We start from the raw sequence: 15,825 nt of genomic DNA, 5'->3' as shown, positions 1-15,825 counted from the left end.
AATGGAATGCGCATCGTTTTCAGGGGAGCCCGCATGCCCAAAATCGGAATGGAGCCCATTCGCCGCACCGCCTTGGTGGAGGCGACAATCGCCGAGATCGGGGCGCGCGGGTCGCTGGATGTGACGGTTGGCCAGATCGCCAAACGCGCGGGCATGTCCACGGCCCTGGCGCATCACTACTTTGGCGGCAAAGACCAGATTTTCCTGGCGGCCATGCGGCAGATCCTGCGGGATTTCGGGGGGGAGGTCCGCCGCGCCCTGCGCGTCGCCCCCACGCCGCATGCCCGGGCTGTGGCCTTGATCGAGGCTTGCTTTGCCCCCGCCTGCTTCGCCCCGGCGACGATCAGTGCGTGGATGACGCTTTATGCTTCTGCCCAGACCAACCCTGACACCATGCGGCTCTTGCGGCTCTACCAGGCGCGGCTGCGGTCCAATCTGATCCACGCGCTGCGCCCGATTTCGCGCCAGCCGGAAAGCCATGCCGAGATCATCGCCGCGTTGATCGACGGGCTCTACCTGCGCGCGGCGCTGTCGCGGTCCAAAACGGCGCAGGCCGCGCGCGATACCGCGCAAAAGACCCTGTCGACCTTGCTGGAGATCCCCCGGTGACGCAGCCCAATATCCTCATCCTGATGGTTGATCAGCTCAATGGCACGCTCTTCCCCGATGGGCCGGCAGAGTGGCTGCATGCGCCCAACCTCAAAAAACTGGCCGCCCGTTCGACCCGGTTTCGCAACAGCTACACCGCCAGTCCGCTCTGTGCGCCGGGGCGTGCGGCCTTCATGTCGGGGCAATTGCCCTCGGCCACCGGGGTCTATGATAACGCGGCGGAGTTCTGCTCCTCGATCCCGACCTATGCGCATCACCTGCGCCGCGCGGGCTATCAGACCTGTCTGTCGGGCAAGATGCATTTCGTCGGGCCGGATCAGTTGCACGGGTTCGAGGAACGCCTGACCACCGACATCTACCCCGCCGATTTCGGCTGGACACCGGATTACCGCAAGCCGGGTGAACGGATCGACTGGTGGTATCACAACATGGGGTCGGTGACGGGCGCGGGGGTTGCGGAAACCTCCAACCAGATGGAATATGATGATGATGTGGCGTATAATGCCACCCGCAAGCTTTATGATCTGTCGCGGGGCACGGATGCGCGGCCCTGGTGCCTGACGGTCAGCTTTACCCACCCGCATGACCCTTACGTCGCGCGGAAAAAATACTGGGACCTCTATGCCGATTGCGAGCACCTGCTGCCCGAGGTGCCCGCCTTTGACCATGTCGATCAGGATCCGCACAGCCAGCGTATTTTCGATGCCAACGACTGGCGCAGTTTCGACATCACCGAAGAGAACATCCGCCGGTCCCGTCGCGCCTATTTCGCCAACATCAGCTATCTCGACGACAAGATCGGGGAGATTTTGCAAACCCTCGACGACATCCGACAAGAGGCGATCATCCTCTTTGTCTCGGACCACGGCGACATGCTGGGCGAGCGGGGCTTGTGGTTCAAGATGTCCTTCTTTGAGGGGGCTGCGCGCGTTCCGCTGATGATCTCTGCCCCGCAGATGACGCCGGGTTTGCAGACCGCGCCGGTGTCCAACATCGATGTCTGCCCGACACTCTGCGAGCTGGCGGGTGTGTCGATGGAGGAGGTGATGCCCTGGACGACGGGTCAGTCATTGATGCCCATGGGGCAGGGGGCCTGCCGCACGGAGCCTGTTGCGATGGAATATGCCGCTGAGGCGTCCTATGCGCCGATGGTCTCGCTGCGCTATGGCAAGTGGAAATACAACCGCTGTGCGCTCGACCCCGATCAGCTCTTTGATCTGGAGGCGGACCCCTATGAGCTGACCAATCTGGCTGACGTCCCGGCCCATCAGGGGACACTGACCCAGCTGCGCGCGAAATCCGAGGCGCGCTGGGATCTTGCCGCCTATGACGCGGATGTGCGTCAAAGCCAGGCGCGTCGCTGGGTGGTCTACGAGGCGCTGCGGCAGGGCGGCTACTACCCTTGGGACCACCAGCCGCTGCGCGATGCGTCAGAGCAATACATGCGCAATCACATGGACCTCAACACGCTGGAAGAACGCAAACGCTTTCCGCGCGGCGAATAATCCGCACCCTGTCTTACCCTGTCTTACCCTGTTGGAGACCCACCCCGATGCCCTACCCGACCCAGCCAACGGCGAGCCATTTCATAAATGGTGCCTATGTCGAAGATACCGATGGCACGCCGATTGATGTGATTTACCCCGCGACAGGGGAGGTGATTGCCACCGTGCATTCCGCGACCCCTGCAATCATAGAGCAAGCCCTGACATCTGCGCGTGCTGCACAGGCGGCCTGGGCTGCGATGACCGGGACAGAGCGGGGCCGCATTCTGCGCCGCGCCGCAGATATGATGCGGGACCGCAACCACGATCTGTCGGTGCTGGAAACCCATGACACCGGCAAACCCTATCAGGAAACCTCCGTGGCGGATGCGACCAGCGGGGCGGATGCGCTGGAATATTTCGGCGGGATGGCGGCCACGCTGACTGGTGAGCATATCCAGCTGGGCGAGGATTGGGTCTATACCCGGCGTGAAGCCCTGGGGGTCTGTGTTGGCATCGGGGCCTGGAATTACCCCACGCAGATTGCCTGCTGGAAGGGTGCACCGGCGCTGGCCTGCGGCAATGCGATGGTCTTCAAACCGTCCGAGACCACACCGCTTTGTGCTCTGAAGGTTGCGGAAATCCTGCATGAGGCGGGCCTGCCTGCCGGGATCTACAATGTGGTGCAGGGCCTTGGTGATGTGGGCGCGGCTCTGCTTGAGGATGCCCGCGTCGACAAGGTGTCGCTGACCGGGTCGGTCCCGACCGGGCGCAAGGTCTACGCCGCCGCAGCGGCAGGCCTGAAACACGTCACAATGGAGCTGGGAGGCAAATCACCCCTCATCGTTTTCGATGACGCGGATCTGGAGAACGCGGTCAGCGGGGCGATCCTGGGCAATTTCTACTCCTCGGGGCAGGTCTGTTCCAATGGCACGCGGGTGTTTGTGCACAAGGACATCAAGGAGGCCTTCCTGACGCGCCTTGCGGACCGGCTGGCCACCGCAGTCATCGGGGACCCGCTCGATCCGGCGACAAGCTTTGGTCCCATGGTGTCCGAGCGCCAGATGCAGATCGTGCTGAGCTATATTGCCAAAGGCCAGGACGAAGGCGCGCGGCTGGTCTGCGGGGGCACCCGTGTCGACCGCGCTGGGTTCTATCTGGCGCCCACTGTCTTTGCCGATGTCACCGACGAGATGACCATCGCGCGGGAGGAAATCTTTGGCCCGGTGATGGCCGTGCTCGATTTTGACGACGAACAGGACGTGCTGGCGCGCGCCAATGCCACCGAGTTCGGGTTGGCCGCTGGCGTCTTCACCCGCGATCTGGCCCGCGCGCATCGGGTGGCCGCAGGTTTCGAGGCGGGGACCTGCTATATCAACACCTACAACGATGCCCCTGTCGAAGCGCCCTTTGGCGGGGTCAAAGCCTCCGGGGTGGGGCGCGAGAATTCCAAGGCGGCGATCGAGCACTACAGCCAGATCAAATCGGTCTATGTGCGCATGGGCGATCTGGAGGCCCCGTTCTGATGAACGCCATTGCCCGTGAACCGCAGGGCTTTCGGCCTGTCGATATCGTTAAGTGGGTTGCCACGCTTGTGCAGCTTGTCGGCTATGGTCTGACAGTAATGAACATCGTGCCCTGGAACGTCTTTGCCTTTTTCGCCGGGATCATCCTGTGGTTTGCCGTCGGCATCATGTGGAAGGATCGCGCCATTATGGTTGTCCATCTGGGGGCCTTTATCTCGCTGTTGGTCGGATATCTGAACGCCTGAGGATCATTGAAATGCAAGCTGATTTTGTTATCGTGGGTGCCGGTTCCGCCGGGTGCGCCATGGCTTACCGGCTGTCAGAAGCCGGCGCCTCCGTCATTGTGATCGAACATGGCGGCACCGATGTGGGGCCGCTGATCCAGATGCCTGCGGCCTTGTCCTACCCGATGAACATGAAGCGCTACGACTGGGGCTTTCAGTCCCAGCCCGAACCGCATCTGGGCGGTCGGCGGCTGGCCTGTCCGCGCGGCAAGGTGATCGGTGGCTCCTCCAGCATCAACGGCATGGTTTACGTGCGCGGCCATGCCATGGATTTCGACCACTGGGCCGAGCAGGGGGCCGATGGATGGGCCTATGCCGATGTGCTGCCCTATTACAAACGCATGGAGACCTGGCATGACGGCGGGCATGGCGGGGACCGGACATGGCGCGGCACCGACGGGCCCTTGCATGTCAGCCGGGGGCCCCGCGCCAACCCGCTTTTTGATGCTTTCGTGGAGGCCGGCAGGCAAGCCGGATACGAGGCGACAGAAGACTACAACGGGCAAAAACAGGAAGGCTTTGGCCCGATGGAGCAGACGGTCTGGCAGGGCCGGCGGTGGTCTGCGGCCAACGCCTATCTGCGGCCCGCTTTAAAGCGCGCCAACTGCACGCTGGTGCAGGGGCTGGCGCAGCGTGTTGTGTTCGAGGGCAAACGCGCCTGCGGCGTTGAGATCAAACGCGGGTCGGGCCTCGAGGTGATCCGTGCCACCCGCGAGGTGGTGTTGGCCGCCTCCTCGATCAACTCGCCCAAACTGTTGATGCTGTCGGGTGTTGGACCTGCTGCGCATCTGGCAGAGCACGGCATCGTGCCGCTGGCTGACAGGCCGGGCGTGGGTCAGAACCTTCAGGATCATCTGGAACTCTATCTGCAGATGGCGTCGCGCCAGCCGATCACGCTCTATAAACACTGGAACCTGCTCTCCAAGGCCGTGATCGGGGCGCAATGGCTCTTTACCAAAAAGGGAATGGGGGCCTCCAACCAGTTCGAAAGCGCGGCCTTCATCCGGTCGCGGGCCGGGGTGCCGTACCCCGATATCCAGTACCACTTTCTTCCGATTGCCGTGCGCTACGATGGCAAGGTCGCTGCCGAAGGCCACGGGTTTCAGGCCCATGTGGGTCCGATGCGGTCGAAATCACGCGGCGCGGTGACCCTGGCCTCGCCCGATCCGGTCGAGGCCCCGAATATCCTTTTCAACTACATGTCGCATCCCGACGACTGGGAGGATTTCCGGCGCTGTATCCGGCTGACCCGCGAAATCTTTGCCCAGGACGCCTTCAAACCCTATGTCCGGCACGAGATACAGCCGGGGGCGGTTGTCCAGTCCGACGCGGAACTCGACGCGTTTATCGCCGAGCATGCCGAAAGCGCCTATCACCCCTGCGGGACCTGCCGTATGGGCCGGGCCGAGGACCGGCAGGCGGTCGTGGATGCGCAGGCCCGCGTCATCGGCGTGGAGGGCTTGCGGGTCGCGGACAGCAGTGTCTTTCCGCGCATCACCAATGGCAACCTGAACGCGCCCTCGATCATGGTCGGTGAGAAAGTCTCCGACCACCTGCTCGGGCGCGATCCGCTGCCGCGCGCGAATGACCTGCCCTGGACCCATCCGGATTGGGAAAACGCGCAGCGGTAATGGTTTTTTAACCTTGGTTAACGAAATTCCTTGCGCCTTGCGGAGGTATATCTCATGGCAGGGATATGTATGTCGTTGTGCCCGTATTTGCCGTTTTTTTGGCGCTGAGTGGTGTTGCCCAGGCCGCCCCACCCGAGATCGGCGGGCCGGTGACGGTCATCGATGGCGACACTTTTGATATCGGCGGTACGCGCGTCCGGCTTCATGGGATCGATGCCCCGGAATCCGATCAGACCTGTGTGACGGAACGTGCCGTTGCCTGGGCCTGCGGCACCTGGGTCAACGAGATTGTCAGAGAGCGCTACGCCGGCAAGATGGCGCGCTGCCAGCCCCGCGATACAGACCGTTACGGGCGTGCCGTGGCGCGCTGTGAGGTCGAGGGGGAGGATGTGGGCGCCTATCTGGTGTCCCGCGGGGCGGCGTTTGCCTACCGCAGATATTCTTTGGATTACCACACGTTGGAGCTGGAAGCCGCCCGGCAGGATGCGGGTTTGCACGCCAGTCGTGTGCAGGCGCCGACACAGTTTCGGAAGGCACGCGCGGTAGGGCTGCGCCCGCCGGACAGCAGCTGTCGGATCAAAGGCAATATCTCCGCCGCCGGGGTTCATATCTATCATGCGCCGGGACAGCGCGACTACAACCGCACGGTGATCCGCCCTGACAAGGATGAGCGGTGGTTTTGCAACGCCGCCGAGGCAGAGGCGGCAGGCTGGCGGGCCGCCCGGCGGTAGGACCTAGACCACGTAATAGGGCAGTATATCGCGCCGGTTCGGGTCGACGGTCAGCTTGCGTTCCAGTGGCGGCACCGCGCGTTGATGGCAATTTGTCCGCTCGCAGATGCGGCAGGAAATGCCGATCGGCTCAAAGGCATGATCGCCCGTCAGATCCATCCCGTCGGCATAGACGAGGTCGCGTGCATGGCGCACCTCGCATCCCAGAGCAATGGCATACCGGCGCAGCGGCGCCCCAAAGCGGCCCGCCGGTTTGGTCACGTCCCGCGCCAGGCTGATGTAGCGAACCCCGTCCGGCGTTTCCGCCAGCTGCCGCAGGAACTGCCCCGGCACCTCAAAGGCGCGATGCACGTTCCACAGGGGGCACGCCCCGCCAAACCGCGCAAATTGCAGCCGCGTGGCCGAATGGCGTTTGGTGATCGTGCCCGCCTGATCGACACGCACGAAGAAGAACGGAATGCCCTTTGCGCCGGGCCGCTGCAGGGTCGAGAGCCGGTGCGCCACCTGTTCGATTGAGGCCCCGAAATGGCCCGCAAGCACCTCCAGATCATGGCGGCAGTCCGCCGCGACACGCTGGAACGCCGCATAGGGCATCAAGGCGGCCCCGGCAAAGTAATTGGCCAACCCGATCTTGGCGATGGCGCGGGCCTCAACGGTATGGAACCGGGCCAGATCAAGGGTCGCCTCCAACAGCGCATCCTGCTTGACCAGCGCCACCTGCAAGAGCAGCTGGAAGGTTTGCGTCTCGGGGGGCGCGCGGCGCGACAGGGTCAGGACCTTGGTTTCGTCGTCGTAGTGCCTGAGCTGATCCGTTGCGCCAAATTCCACCGTGACACCGCTGTTGCCAAGTGTTGAGACCGCGGCCACGCGGATGTTGCGGTGGCTGCCTTGCCTGTCCGCGAAATGCTCGGCGGCCCGGTCCACCGCATCGATGTAATTGTCGCAGTAATGGAAAAAGTCGCGGACCTCTTCCCAGGGGCTTGGCGTGCTGCGGGCGTCTTCGCGCCCCAGCGCTTCGTCAAGCGAGGCCAGACGTTCCTGCATCTGCCGGTAACTGCGGTGCAGTTCGAGAAAGGCATGGGCAAAGGTGGGCGCGTTCGAGGCCGCAAGCCGCAGATCCGCGACAGGGGGCAGCGTCTCGGCAAAGACCGGGTCTGCGAAGGCCTCGCGCATGTCGCTGACCAGCCGTTCGCTGTCGCCTTCGCTGAGCTCGGTGACATCCAGGCCGAACTCCTGCGCCAGGGCGAGAACCACGGTGGTCGACACCGGCCTGTTGTTGTTTTCCATCTGGTTGAGGTAGGGCAGCGACACGCCGAGTTTTTCGGCAAAGTCCTTTTGGGTATGACCCATGCGTGTGCGCAGCTCCCGCAGCTTGGCACCTGCGTATAGTTTCTGTGTGGCCATTAAAATGCCTTCCCTGACGACTTTGCAAATTTGCCCGGCAGGAAAAGCGTAGCTTTGCAAACCTTAAAGCACAAGGTGTCTCAACAGGGTTAACAGGAGGCTAACAGGCCCGAAAAAGACCCTCAGATCGATCCCGTGATACGGCGTTCGCGCCGGAGGACCAGCAAGATGCTGACAACCGCAGCGAGCGCGGTTGCAAGCATGATGTAGAGGAGGGGAAAGGCCCCGGTGCTCTCATCCAATGTGGCCCCGGCCAGCGCGCTGAGAGCAGCACCGCCACCGATCATGATGGCCCCGCCCAGCCCGGACGCCGTCCCCGCCAGATGGGGCCTGACCGACAGCAAGCCGGCTGTGGCATTGGGGATGACCAGGCCATTGCCGAGCCCGACAAATGTCATCAGGCCGAAAAAGCTGAGCGGTGTGCCATAGCCCGCCAGAAATATGGCCAGCGACAGGCTGACGCCCCCGGCATTGATGAGGGAGCCTGTCAGCACCAGCCTGTTCACGCCCACCCGCTGGGCCAGCATGCCGGTGAACATATTGCCAAAGAAATATCCGATCGCCGGGGCGCCAAAGAATATGCCGACCCAGAAAGGCGATAGTCCAAAAACCACGGACCCCACAAACGGACCCCCACCCAGATAGGCAAAGAACGCCCCCGAACAGAATCCGGCCGCCAGCGAATAGCCCCAGAAGCGCGGCGAGGTCAAAAGCTCCGGATATTCGCCAAACTGCTGTGTCAGGGTTTTGCCACTTTTCACGGCCGTTTCCCCCATATCGGCCCACGCCAGCCAAAGGGTCAGGGCGCCGAGAAGGAAGAGGGCCCAGAAATTCGCCTGCCAGCCGAACAATTCGTCCAGAATGCCGCCGAACATCGGGCTGATCATCGGCACGATTGCCATGCCCATCGTGACATAGCCAATCATCGAGGCCGCCTGATCCTGTTCGAACATGTCGCGCACGGCCGCACGGCTGAGCACCATTGCAACGGCAACAGCAGCCTGGCACATGCGGAAAAAGAGGAATGCTTCCGCGGTGGGGGCATAGATGCAGCCCAGCGTGGCCAGCAGGAAAACAGTCAATCCAAAGAGGATCACAGGACGGCGACCGTATTTGTCCGAAATGGGGCCCATAAAAACCTGCAACACCCCGCTGACTCCCAGATAGAGCGCCACGGAAAGCTGCATGATCTTGTATTCCGTGTCGAAATGGGATGTCATTTTGGGCAGGCTTGGCAGAAACATGTTCATCACAACAGCCGACATACCTGCCAGCAGGATCAAAGTCGCGATATGCGGGGGGGTCGTCCGATCCAGAAAGCGGATCACCGGCGGTTGCTTCATACCGGTTGTTTAGGCCAGCCTCCCGACCTTGTCCACGACCCTTGCGGCAGCCAGTGCCGCCTGGGGTGAGTTTGCGGATTTGCAGTTCGCAGAAATGCGGATGAATAATATTTGCAAATTTGCTCAATTGATCTTCGTTTTGACTGTAACCTCCGATAGAACGGAAAAAATCGGAAAATGGGGTTCGGTATGAAAGACATCCTGGAGCAACTCGAAGACCGGCGCGCAGCAGCGCGTCTGGGGGGGGGGCAAAAGCGGATCGACGCACAGCATGGGCGCGGCAAGCTGACCGCCCGTGAAAGGGTTGATCTGTTGCTTGACGAAGACAGCTTCGAAGAGTTCGACATGTTTGTCACGCACCGGTGCACTGACTTCGGGATGGAGGCTCAAAAGCCTGCAGGGGACGGCGTGGTCACCGGGTGGGGGACGATCAACGGCCGTCTTGTCTATGTTTTCAGCCAGGATTTCACGGTTTTGGGGGGGTCCGTATCAGAGACCCACGCCAAGAAGATCTGCAAGATCATGGATATGGCCGTGCAGAATGGTGCCCCCGTCATCGGGATCAACGATTCCGGCGGGGCGCGTATTCAGGAGGGGGTGGATTCGCTTGCGGGATACGGTGATGTCTTCAAGCGAAATATCACGGCTTCCGGGGTTGTGCCTCAGATCAGCATGATCATGGGGCCTTGTGCGGGGGGGGCCGTCTATTCCCCGGCGATGACGGATTTCATCTTTATGGTGAAAGACAGCTCTTACATGTTTGTCACCGGTCCCGACGTGGTGAAAACGGTCACCAACGAGCATGTCTCGGCAGAGGAGCTGGGCGGGGCCACGACCCACACGCGCAAATCCTCGGTCGCGGACGGGGCGTTTGAAAACGATGTCGAAGCGCTCGCCGAAGTGCGGCGTCTGGTGGATTTCCTGCCTGCCAACAACCGTGAAAAGCCTCCCGTGCGGCCTTTCTTTGACGATCCCGACCGGATCGAGCCCTCGCTGGATACGCTGGTGCCCGCCAATCCCAACACGCCTTATGACATGAAAGAGCTGATCCTGAAACTCGCCGACGAAGGTGATTTCTACGAAATACAGGCAGAGTTCGCCAAGAACATCATCACCGGGTTCATCCGGCTGGAAGGTCGCACCGTCGGTGTTGTCGCGAACCAGCCCTTGGTGCTGGCGGGCTGTCTGGATATCGACAGCTCACGCAAAGCGGCACGTTTCGTGCGCTTTTGCGACGCCTTTGAAATCCCGATCCTGACGCTGATTGACGTGCCCGGTTTCCTGCCCGGCACCAGCCAGGAATATGGCGGTGTGATCAAACACGGGGCCAAACTGCTTTACGCTTTTGGCGAGGCCACGGTGCCCATGGTGACGGTGATCACCCGCAAGGCCTATGGCGGGGCCTATGTCGTGATGTCCTCGAAACATCTGCGGGCGGATTTCAACTATGCCTGGCCCTCTGCCGAGGTGGCTGTGATGGGGGCCAAAGGGGCCACCGAGATCATCCACCGCGCCGATCTGGGCGATCCCGAGAAGCTGGCGAAACACACCGCTGATTACGAGGAACGGTTCGCAAACCCTTTTGTCGCGTCGGAGCGCGGCTTCGTGGACGAGGTGATCCAGCCGCGCAGCACCCGCAAACGGGTGGCCCGCGCTTTTGCATCGCTGCGCAACAAATCGGTACAATTGCCGTGGAAAAAGCACGACAATATTCCGTTGTGAGCCGGAAAGGAACCTGGATGCCGCTAGGTGCGTTCGCTCCGAAAGGAGTTCGATATGTCAGAGTCTCATGGCAACAGCATCAAGAACAGCGATACCTACGAGGCGCTGCGCGGGAAGGGTGCATCGAAACAAAAGGCAGCGGCCATTGCAAACGCGCAGGCTCGCGACGACATGGAGCCGTCAAAGAAGGGGGGCGCGCAGCCACCTTACGAAGACTGGACCAGAAAGGCGCTCTACCAGCGCGCGCAAGAGTTGGAGATCGAGGGGCGTTCAGATATGACGAAGGCTGCCCTGATCGCGGCATTGCGCAAGGCCTGATGCCACCGGGGTCCGCGGCGTGACGGTGTTTCACAACATCGCGGAGGCGCCTGAGCCTGTGGCCCCCTTTTCGCATGCGGTTGAGGCGGATGGCTGGATCATTCTCACCGGTCAGATGCCCACGGTGCCCGGCGCGCCGGATGCGCCGCTGGCCAAAGGCGTGGCCGCGCAGACCCGTCAGGTGATGGAAAATCTCAAAACCGTGCTGCACGGGCTTGATTTGACGCTGGGCAACGTGATGCAGTGCCGCTGTTTCCTGACGGATTTTGAGCGCGACTACGCGGCCTTCAACAAAACATATAAGAGCTTCTTTGCCCCCGGCCGACTGCCCGCGCGCACCACCGTCGGCGTGACGGCCCTTGCTGTCGGGGCTCTGGTTGAAATCGATTGTGTGGCGCGTCGAGGTCCGGCCGCATGAGATCACGCTGCGCAGATCTGCCGTTTACCCGCCCGGGCGCGGATTGTCTCAGCCCAAGGTGGCGTTGATGCGTATTGCGCCCTTTCCCGTGCAAGCCTCCGCGATCAGTGCCCTGCACTTGGCGGATATTGCAGCGCCCTCCGGGCAGTTGGTGGAGCTTTTCGAGGTTCTGGTCGATACCGTGGGAGAGGAGACGTGGTTACGCTTCCGGTTTCTTGCGCCCGCCATCGCGCGGGACGGAGAGGCGCTGTCCTACGCGCAGGCTGAGGCCGATTTTCAGCATCTTTGCACCGCCATTGCTTTGCCGTATCTGAAGGAGTTTGAGTTGCAGGCGGATGTGATTGTGGTGTCGCTGTCGGATCGCCCTGTGACTTTCGGCGCCTCTGACCCTGATGCGACGCAATACTTTGAGGCGTTCCGCGTCACCAACAACACATGTGTCTGGGAGGCGTCATGATGCAGTATGAGACGCTGACCTGCAGCACCGGAAGCGGCCCGATAGCGGGCCGGAGTGCCGTTGGTTTATCGATTCAGGCGTTGCCCGGTCCCGATCTGGCACCCAACAAGGAGAGACCTTCATGTCAAAGCCCCTCAGATCACTGGCAGCCGTCGCGTTCATGGCGGCCATCGCGGCCTGCACGAACACCTCCGAGGAGTTTGTCGTCGTTGATCCGGCCCCCCGGGCTTCTGATGGCGGCTTTGTCGGAAAGTATAACTAGACCCTCCAGATCGCGCAGCCTTGGCAGGCACCGGGGGGGCGTTCCTCATCAGGATCGCGGTGTATCATGCTGAAACACCGCGGGTTTCCCGGCCGTCTGGCGGGTACGGATTACCATTTTACCCTGCGGCGTTTTAATCCGCGCGGGGTGACCGCCCTGACCCGGCGGGAAAGGTTCCGGGACCGCAAGCCTGCGGACCGCCGGGCTGATCTGGCCTTTGTCAAAGCGCTCTGGGAGCATTTTGGCGATCAGCCGTTCGAGCGTGGTAACCTTGATGCCGGTCGCCTGTCCTGGCTCTTTGGCCGCGAGGTTCTCCCGGCCACCGATCCCTTTGATCCGGCCAGCTACGAGTCGCTTCTTGTCATCGACGAGCGCGTCGCGCGGGCCTCTTTCCCCGAAGCCTTCGAGGAGTGATCGGCGTGTTTTTGCTCGACTGCCTCCAGAAATGGCAAGGCTTGGCTGATTTAAGGCCCTTCCTGCATTTTTCGCTTCGTAATTCAACTAAAACGGGTATTGTCGATCTTACAGGCGTACGCGAATATCCCCGCACTACGTCTGAGTACACTATTCGTACCCCTTCCCCTGACGGGCAACATGGCGTTAACGCGTTTTTGTTGCCCGTCTTTTTTGGGCAAAATTTTTTCAGCAGAAAAACTTTGTCTGAGGGGAATAAAGTCGGCTCGGGCGCGTTTTACCAAGACGTACATGAAAACGGAGGTACTGAGCGATGCTTTTCAAGAAATCTGCACTGGCACTTGTGGCTTTTGCCGGGCTTGCCGCCTGTGGTGACACTCTGGGCGAACAGGCTCTGGGGGGCGCTGCAATCGGCGCAGGAGCTGCAGTCGTTACCGACAACAGCCTTGCCAAAGGGGCGGCCGTCGGCGCCGCAGGTAATGTGGCCTACTGTCAGCTTTATCCATCACAGTGTAACTGACACTCGTCTCACCAGACAGCATCAGCAAAGCAAACCGTGCGGGCCTCGCCTGCACGGTTTTTTGCGTCATGCGCGCGCGCTTCTCAATTTTCAGACCTGCCAAGGAAAGACCTCACATGTTCAATAAGATCCTCATTGCCAACCGTGGTGAAATTGCCTGCCGTGTCATCAAGACGGCCCGCAAAATGGGAATCACCACGGTTGCGGTTTATTCTGATGCTGATAAACAGGCCCTGCACGTTCAGATGGCGGATGAAGCCGTCCACATCGGACCGCCGCCTGCCAATCAGTCCTATATCGTCATCGACAAGGTGATGGAGGCGATCAAAAGCTCAGGCGCGCAGGCGGTGCACCCCGGCTACGGGTTCCTCTCGGAAAATGCCCGGTTCGCCGAAGCGCTTGAGGCCGCAGGTGTGGCCTTTGTCGGACCGCCCAAGGGGGCCATCGAAAAGATGGGCGACAAGATCACCTCCAAGAAGATCGCGCAGGAGGCCGGTGTCAGCACCGTACCTGGCCATATGGGCTTGATTGCGGATGCGGAGGAGGCGGTCAAGATCTCGGCCGAGATCGGCTACCCGGTGATGCTCAAGGCTTCTGCGGGCGGGGGTGGCAAGGGCATGCGGATCGCGTGGAACGATGATGAAGCCCGCGAGGGGTTTCAATCCTCCAAGAACGAGGCGGCGAACTCCTTTGGCGATGATCGCATCTTTATCGAGAAATTCGTCACCCAGCCGCGTCACATCGAAATCCAGGTGCTCTGTGACAGCCACGGCAACGGCATCTATCTGGGGGAGCGTGAATGCTCGATCCAGCGCCGCAACCAGAAGGTGGTCGAAGAAGCTCCGAGCCCGTTCCTCGACGAGGCCACCCGCAAGGCCATGGGGGAGCAGGCCGTGGCCCTTGCACAAGCGGTGGGCTATGCCAGTGCCGGGACGGTCGAATTCATCGTCGATGGCGACAAGAACTTCTACTTTCTGGAGATGAACACCCGCTTGCAGGTGGAGCACCCGGTGACGGAGCTTATCACCGGCGTCGATCTGGTCGAGCAGATGATCCGGGTGGCCAATGGTGAGAAACTGACGATCACACAAGATGATGTGACGCTGACCGGTTGGGCCATCGAAAACCGTCTTTATGCCGAGGATCCCTACCGCGGCTTTCTGCCCTCGATCGGGCGCCTGACGCGCTACCGCCCCCCGGCGGAGGTGGCGGCAGGGCCGCTCCTGGATCAGGGCACCTGGCAGGGGGAGGCCCCGGCAGGTGATACGGCGGTACGCAATGATACCGGGGTCTATGAGGGCGGCGAGATCAGCATGTATTACGACCCGATGATCGCCAAACTCTGCACCTGGGCCCCGACGCGGGCGGAGGCGATTGAGCGGATGCGCGTGGCGCTCGACAGCTTTGAGGTGGAAGGGATCGGGCATAACCTGCCGTTTCTGTCGGCGGTGATGGACCATCCGAAGTTCGTCTCGGGCGATATGACCACCGCCTTCATTGCCGAGGAATATCCCGAGGGTTTCGAGGGGGTCGTGTTGCCGGAGCCAGAGCTGCGCCGGATTGCAGCGGCCTGTGCCGCCATGCATCGCGTGGCCGAGATCCGGCGGGCCCGTGTTTCGGGGCGGATGGACAACCACGCGCGAAAGGTAGGCCGTGAGTGGAACGTGCATCTGCAGGGCGCATCTTACGATCTGAGCATCGACGCAGACCCGTCCGGGGCTACGGTGCATCTGGGCGAGGGAGAAAATCTGAGGGTCACCGGTGACTGGACGCCGGGCGATCAGCTGGCCGAGATGAGGGTCGGGGATGCCCCGCTGGTGCTGAAGGTCGGCAAAATCTCGGGCGGCTTTCGCATCCGAACCCGGGGGGCTGACATCAAGGTACATGTGCGCACGCCGCGTCAGGCGGAACTTGCCCGCAAGATGCCCGAGAAACTGCCGCCCGATACGTCAAAGATGCTGCTGTGCCCGATGCCGGGACTGGTGGTGAAGCTGGACGTTGCAGTGGGCGATGAGGTTCAGGAGGGACAGGCGCTCTGCACCATCGAGGCGATGAAGATGGAGAACATCCTGCGCGCCGAGCGTCGCGGCACCGTGACCAAGGTAAATGCCACCGCTGGCGACAGCCTGGCCGTGGATGATATCATCATGGAGTTCGAATAGAGCGATGAGAACGCGTACGGGCATCGCTGACAGGGGCGGGCGCTGTGGTTATCCTGCGCCGGCCCGTGTGCCGTTCTCGCGAATCTCGCGTTGCCGGATCGGCATCTTGTCGATGCTGCGGCTGATTTCGCGTACGTTCCAGGGGAAGGGTTTGCGGACGTTGACCGTGCCTTCCTTGTTTATCAGCACCAACATGAACCCGCGCGGACGGAGCTTGCGCCTCAGTTCCGACAGGGTTCCGGGCTCGGTGTCAGTGATGACAACCACGTCGCGGGCCTGCAATTCTGCCGTCCGCGCCTCCAAAAGCGCCATTTGTTCGACGAAGGCGGGGTCCAGATCCGATTCAGCAAACACCACCACGGGGCGCTTTTTCCATTTAAATTGTTCTAAATCGACTTCATCCATCGAAAAAAACAAGGCTGTATCGGCCGCGGCCTCAAGGTCTTGTGCAGCCAGTGGATTTGCAAAAAAGCACGCGATTACAAGGGATAGCAATGGTTTCATCATTTCTCCTGTCGAGCGTAATATAGGTTACTTTTC

Annotated in this window: 17 protein-coding genes; 14 read left to right on the top strand and 3 right to left on the bottom strand. The window is 61.4% G+C overall.

Translation table 11 applies throughout. The annotated features are described in order from the left end of the window. The first annotated feature begins 33 nt into the window (after positions 1 to 33). From betI to H7847_RS16400, 6 genes are all read left to right on the top strand, one after another. Positions 34 to 609, top strand: a complete 576-nt coding sequence (gene betI / locus H7847_RS16425) for a choline-binding transcriptional repressor BetI (RefSeq protein WP_227270569.1) — start codon at positions 34 to 36, stop codon at positions 607 to 609. Further along, complete coding sequence (gene betC, locus H7847_RS16420) at positions 606 to 2,114, top strand: choline-sulfatase (protein WP_227270568.1); 1,509 nt, start codon at positions 606 to 608, stop codon at positions 2,112 to 2,114. Before betI ends, betC begins: the two co-directional genes overlap by 4 nt. A gap of 47 nt (positions 2,115 to 2,161) precedes the next feature. Continuing rightward, positions 2,162 to 3,619, top strand: coding sequence for a betaine-aldehyde dehydrogenase (betB, locus tag H7847_RS16415; protein ID WP_227270567.1), 1,458 nt, complete (start codon positions 2,162 to 2,164; stop codon positions 3,617 to 3,619). After that, on the top strand, positions 3,619 to 3,864 hold the full coding sequence (locus tag H7847_RS16410; protein WP_227270566.1) for a DUF6552 family protein: 246 nt from the start codon (positions 3,619 to 3,621) through the stop codon (positions 3,862 to 3,864). Before betB ends, H7847_RS16410 begins: the two co-directional genes overlap by 1 nt. A gap of 11 nt (positions 3,865 to 3,875) precedes the next feature. Further along, positions 3,876 to 5,534, top strand: a complete 1,659-nt coding sequence (gene betA, locus H7847_RS16405; RefSeq protein ID WP_227270565.1) for a choline dehydrogenase — start codon at positions 3,876 to 3,878, stop codon at positions 5,532 to 5,534. 65 nt (positions 5,535 to 5,599) lie between these two features. Continuing rightward, positions 5,600 to 6,265, top strand: coding sequence for a thermonuclease family protein (locus H7847_RS16400; protein ID WP_227270564.1), 666 nt, complete (start codon positions 5,600 to 5,602; stop codon positions 6,263 to 6,265). A 3-nt stretch (positions 6,266 to 6,268) separates the two neighbouring features. Here the strand turns inward: H7847_RS16400 and H7847_RS16395 are convergent, their stop codons facing one another. Both H7847_RS16395 and H7847_RS16390 read right to left on the bottom strand, forming a co-directional pair. Then, positions 6,269 to 7,669: a helix-turn-helix domain-containing protein gene (locus H7847_RS16395; protein WP_227270563.1), complete on the bottom strand. Its 1,401-nt coding sequence runs from the start codon at positions 7,667 to 7,669 to the stop codon at positions 6,269 to 6,271. 122 nt (positions 7,670 to 7,791) lie between these two features. After that, on the bottom strand, positions 7,792 to 9,012 hold the full coding sequence (locus H7847_RS16390; RefSeq protein WP_227270562.1) for a multidrug effflux MFS transporter: 1,221 nt from the start codon (positions 9,010 to 9,012) through the stop codon (positions 7,792 to 7,794). Positions 9,013 to 9,201: 189 nt separating this feature from the next. On the opposite strand from H7847_RS16390, the gene H7847_RS16385 reads away from it, so the two are divergent. The 8 genes from H7847_RS16385 (at position 9,202) to H7847_RS16350 (ending at position 15,285) form a co-directional block, all read left to right on the top strand. Continuing rightward, entirely contained in the window at positions 9,202 to 10,734 is a 1,533-nt protein-coding gene (locus H7847_RS16385; protein WP_227270561.1) for an acyl-CoA carboxylase subunit beta, read from the top strand. A gap of 54 nt (positions 10,735 to 10,788) precedes the next feature. Further along, positions 10,789 to 11,052, top strand: coding sequence for a DUF7218 family protein (locus H7847_RS16380; protein WP_227270560.1), 264 nt, complete (start codon positions 10,789 to 10,791; stop codon positions 11,050 to 11,052). Positions 11,053 to 11,071: 19 nt separating this feature from the next. Continuing rightward, the gene (locus tag H7847_RS16375) at positions 11,072 to 11,470 is read left to right on the top strand and encodes a RidA family protein (RefSeq protein ID WP_227270559.1); all 399 of its coding nucleotides are present in this window, start codon (positions 11,072 to 11,074) and stop codon (positions 11,468 to 11,470) included. Then, positions 11,430 to 11,927: a DUF6497 family protein gene (locus tag H7847_RS16370; protein ID WP_227270558.1), complete on the top strand. Its 498-nt coding sequence runs from the start codon at positions 11,430 to 11,432 to the stop codon at positions 11,925 to 11,927. Before H7847_RS16375 ends, H7847_RS16370 begins: the two co-directional genes overlap by 41 nt. 121 nt (positions 11,928 to 12,048) lie before the next feature. Next, a complete protein-coding gene (locus H7847_RS16365) occupies positions 12,049 to 12,189 on the top strand; it encodes a hypothetical protein (RefSeq protein ID WP_227270557.1) in 141 nt (46 codons plus the stop codon). A gap of 66 nt (positions 12,190 to 12,255) precedes the next feature. Then, positions 12,256 to 12,603 carry a hypothetical protein gene (locus tag H7847_RS16360; RefSeq protein ID WP_227270556.1) on the top strand — a complete coding sequence of 116 codons (348 nt, stop codon included), beginning with the start codon at positions 12,256 to 12,258 and terminating at the stop codon, positions 12,601 to 12,603. Between the two features lie 313 nt (positions 12,604 to 12,916). Then, on the top strand, positions 12,917 to 13,123 hold the full coding sequence (locus H7847_RS16355; RefSeq protein ID WP_227270555.1) for a hypothetical protein: 207 nt from the start codon (positions 12,917 to 12,919) through the stop codon (positions 13,121 to 13,123). 116 nt (positions 13,124 to 13,239) lie between these two features. Then, positions 13,240 to 15,285 (top strand): acetyl-CoA carboxylase biotin carboxylase subunit, encoded by a 2,046-nt coding sequence (locus H7847_RS16350; protein ID WP_227270554.1) that lies wholly within the window; start codon positions 13,240 to 13,242, stop codon positions 15,283 to 15,285. Between the two features lie 48 nt (positions 15,286 to 15,333). On the opposite strand, the gene H7847_RS16345 is transcribed toward H7847_RS16350, so the two are convergent. Beyond that, positions 15,334 to 15,789 (bottom strand): DUF4174 domain-containing protein, encoded by a 456-nt coding sequence (locus H7847_RS16345; RefSeq protein WP_227270553.1) that lies wholly within the window; start codon positions 15,787 to 15,789, stop codon positions 15,334 to 15,336. Positions 15,790 to 15,825: the final 36 nt, after the last annotated feature.

The organism is Roseobacter weihaiensis (genome assembly GCF_020622345.1).
Taxonomy (GTDB): Bacteria; Pseudomonadota; Alphaproteobacteria; order Rhodobacterales; family Rhodobacteraceae; genus Roseobacter; species Roseobacter weihaiensis.
This window is presented reverse-complemented; position numbering and strand designations above follow the sequence as displayed.

What these genes read in the sequence shown, in the direction of transcription:
- H7847_RS16390 (WP_227270562.1), bottom strand. Translation starts at nt 9,012, where the DNA reads ATGAAGCAACCGCCGGTGATCCGCTTTCTGGATCGGACGACCCCCCCG.
- H7847_RS16365 (WP_227270557.1), top strand. Translation starts at nt 12,049, where the DNA reads ATGTCAAAGCCCCTCAGATCACTGGCAGCCGTCGCGTTCATGGCGGCC.
- H7847_RS16360 (WP_227270556.1), top strand. Translation starts at nt 12,256, where the DNA reads ATGCTGAAACACCGCGGGTTTCCCGGCCGTCTGGCGGGTACGGATTAC.
- H7847_RS16355 (WP_227270555.1), top strand. Translation starts at nt 12,917, where the DNA reads ATGCTTTTCAAGAAATCTGCACTGGCACTTGTGGCTTTTGCCGGGCTT.
- H7847_RS16395 (WP_227270563.1), bottom strand. Translation starts at nt 7,669, where the DNA reads ATGGCCACACAGAAACTATACGCAGGTGCCAAGCTGCGGGAGCTGCGC.
- H7847_RS16380 (WP_227270560.1), top strand. Translation starts at nt 10,789, where the DNA reads ATGTCAGAGTCTCATGGCAACAGCATCAAGAACAGCGATACCTACGAG.
- betI (WP_227270569.1), top strand. Translation starts at nt 34, where the DNA reads ATGCCCAAAATCGGAATGGAGCCCATTCGCCGCACCGCCTTGGTGGAG.
- H7847_RS16345 (WP_227270553.1), bottom strand. Translation starts at nt 15,789, where the DNA reads ATGAAACCATTGCTATCCCTTGTAATCGCGTGCTTTTTTGCAAATCCA.
- betA (WP_227270565.1), top strand. Translation starts at nt 3,876, where the DNA reads ATGCAAGCTGATTTTGTTATCGTGGGTGCCGGTTCCGCCGGGTGCGCC.
- H7847_RS16410 (WP_227270566.1), top strand. Translation starts at nt 3,619, where the DNA reads ATGAACGCCATTGCCCGTGAACCGCAGGGCTTTCGGCCTGTCGATATC.
- H7847_RS16400 (WP_227270564.1), top strand. Translation starts at nt 5,600, where the DNA reads ATGTATGTCGTTGTGCCCGTATTTGCCGTTTTTTTGGCGCTGAGTGGT.
- H7847_RS16350 (WP_227270554.1), top strand. Translation starts at nt 13,240, where the DNA reads ATGTTCAATAAGATCCTCATTGCCAACCGTGGTGAAATTGCCTGCCGT.
- H7847_RS16385 (WP_227270561.1), top strand. Translation starts at nt 9,202, where the DNA reads ATGAAAGACATCCTGGAGCAACTCGAAGACCGGCGCGCAGCAGCGCGT.
- betB (WP_227270567.1), top strand. Translation starts at nt 2,162, where the DNA reads ATGCCCTACCCGACCCAGCCAACGGCGAGCCATTTCATAAATGGTGCC.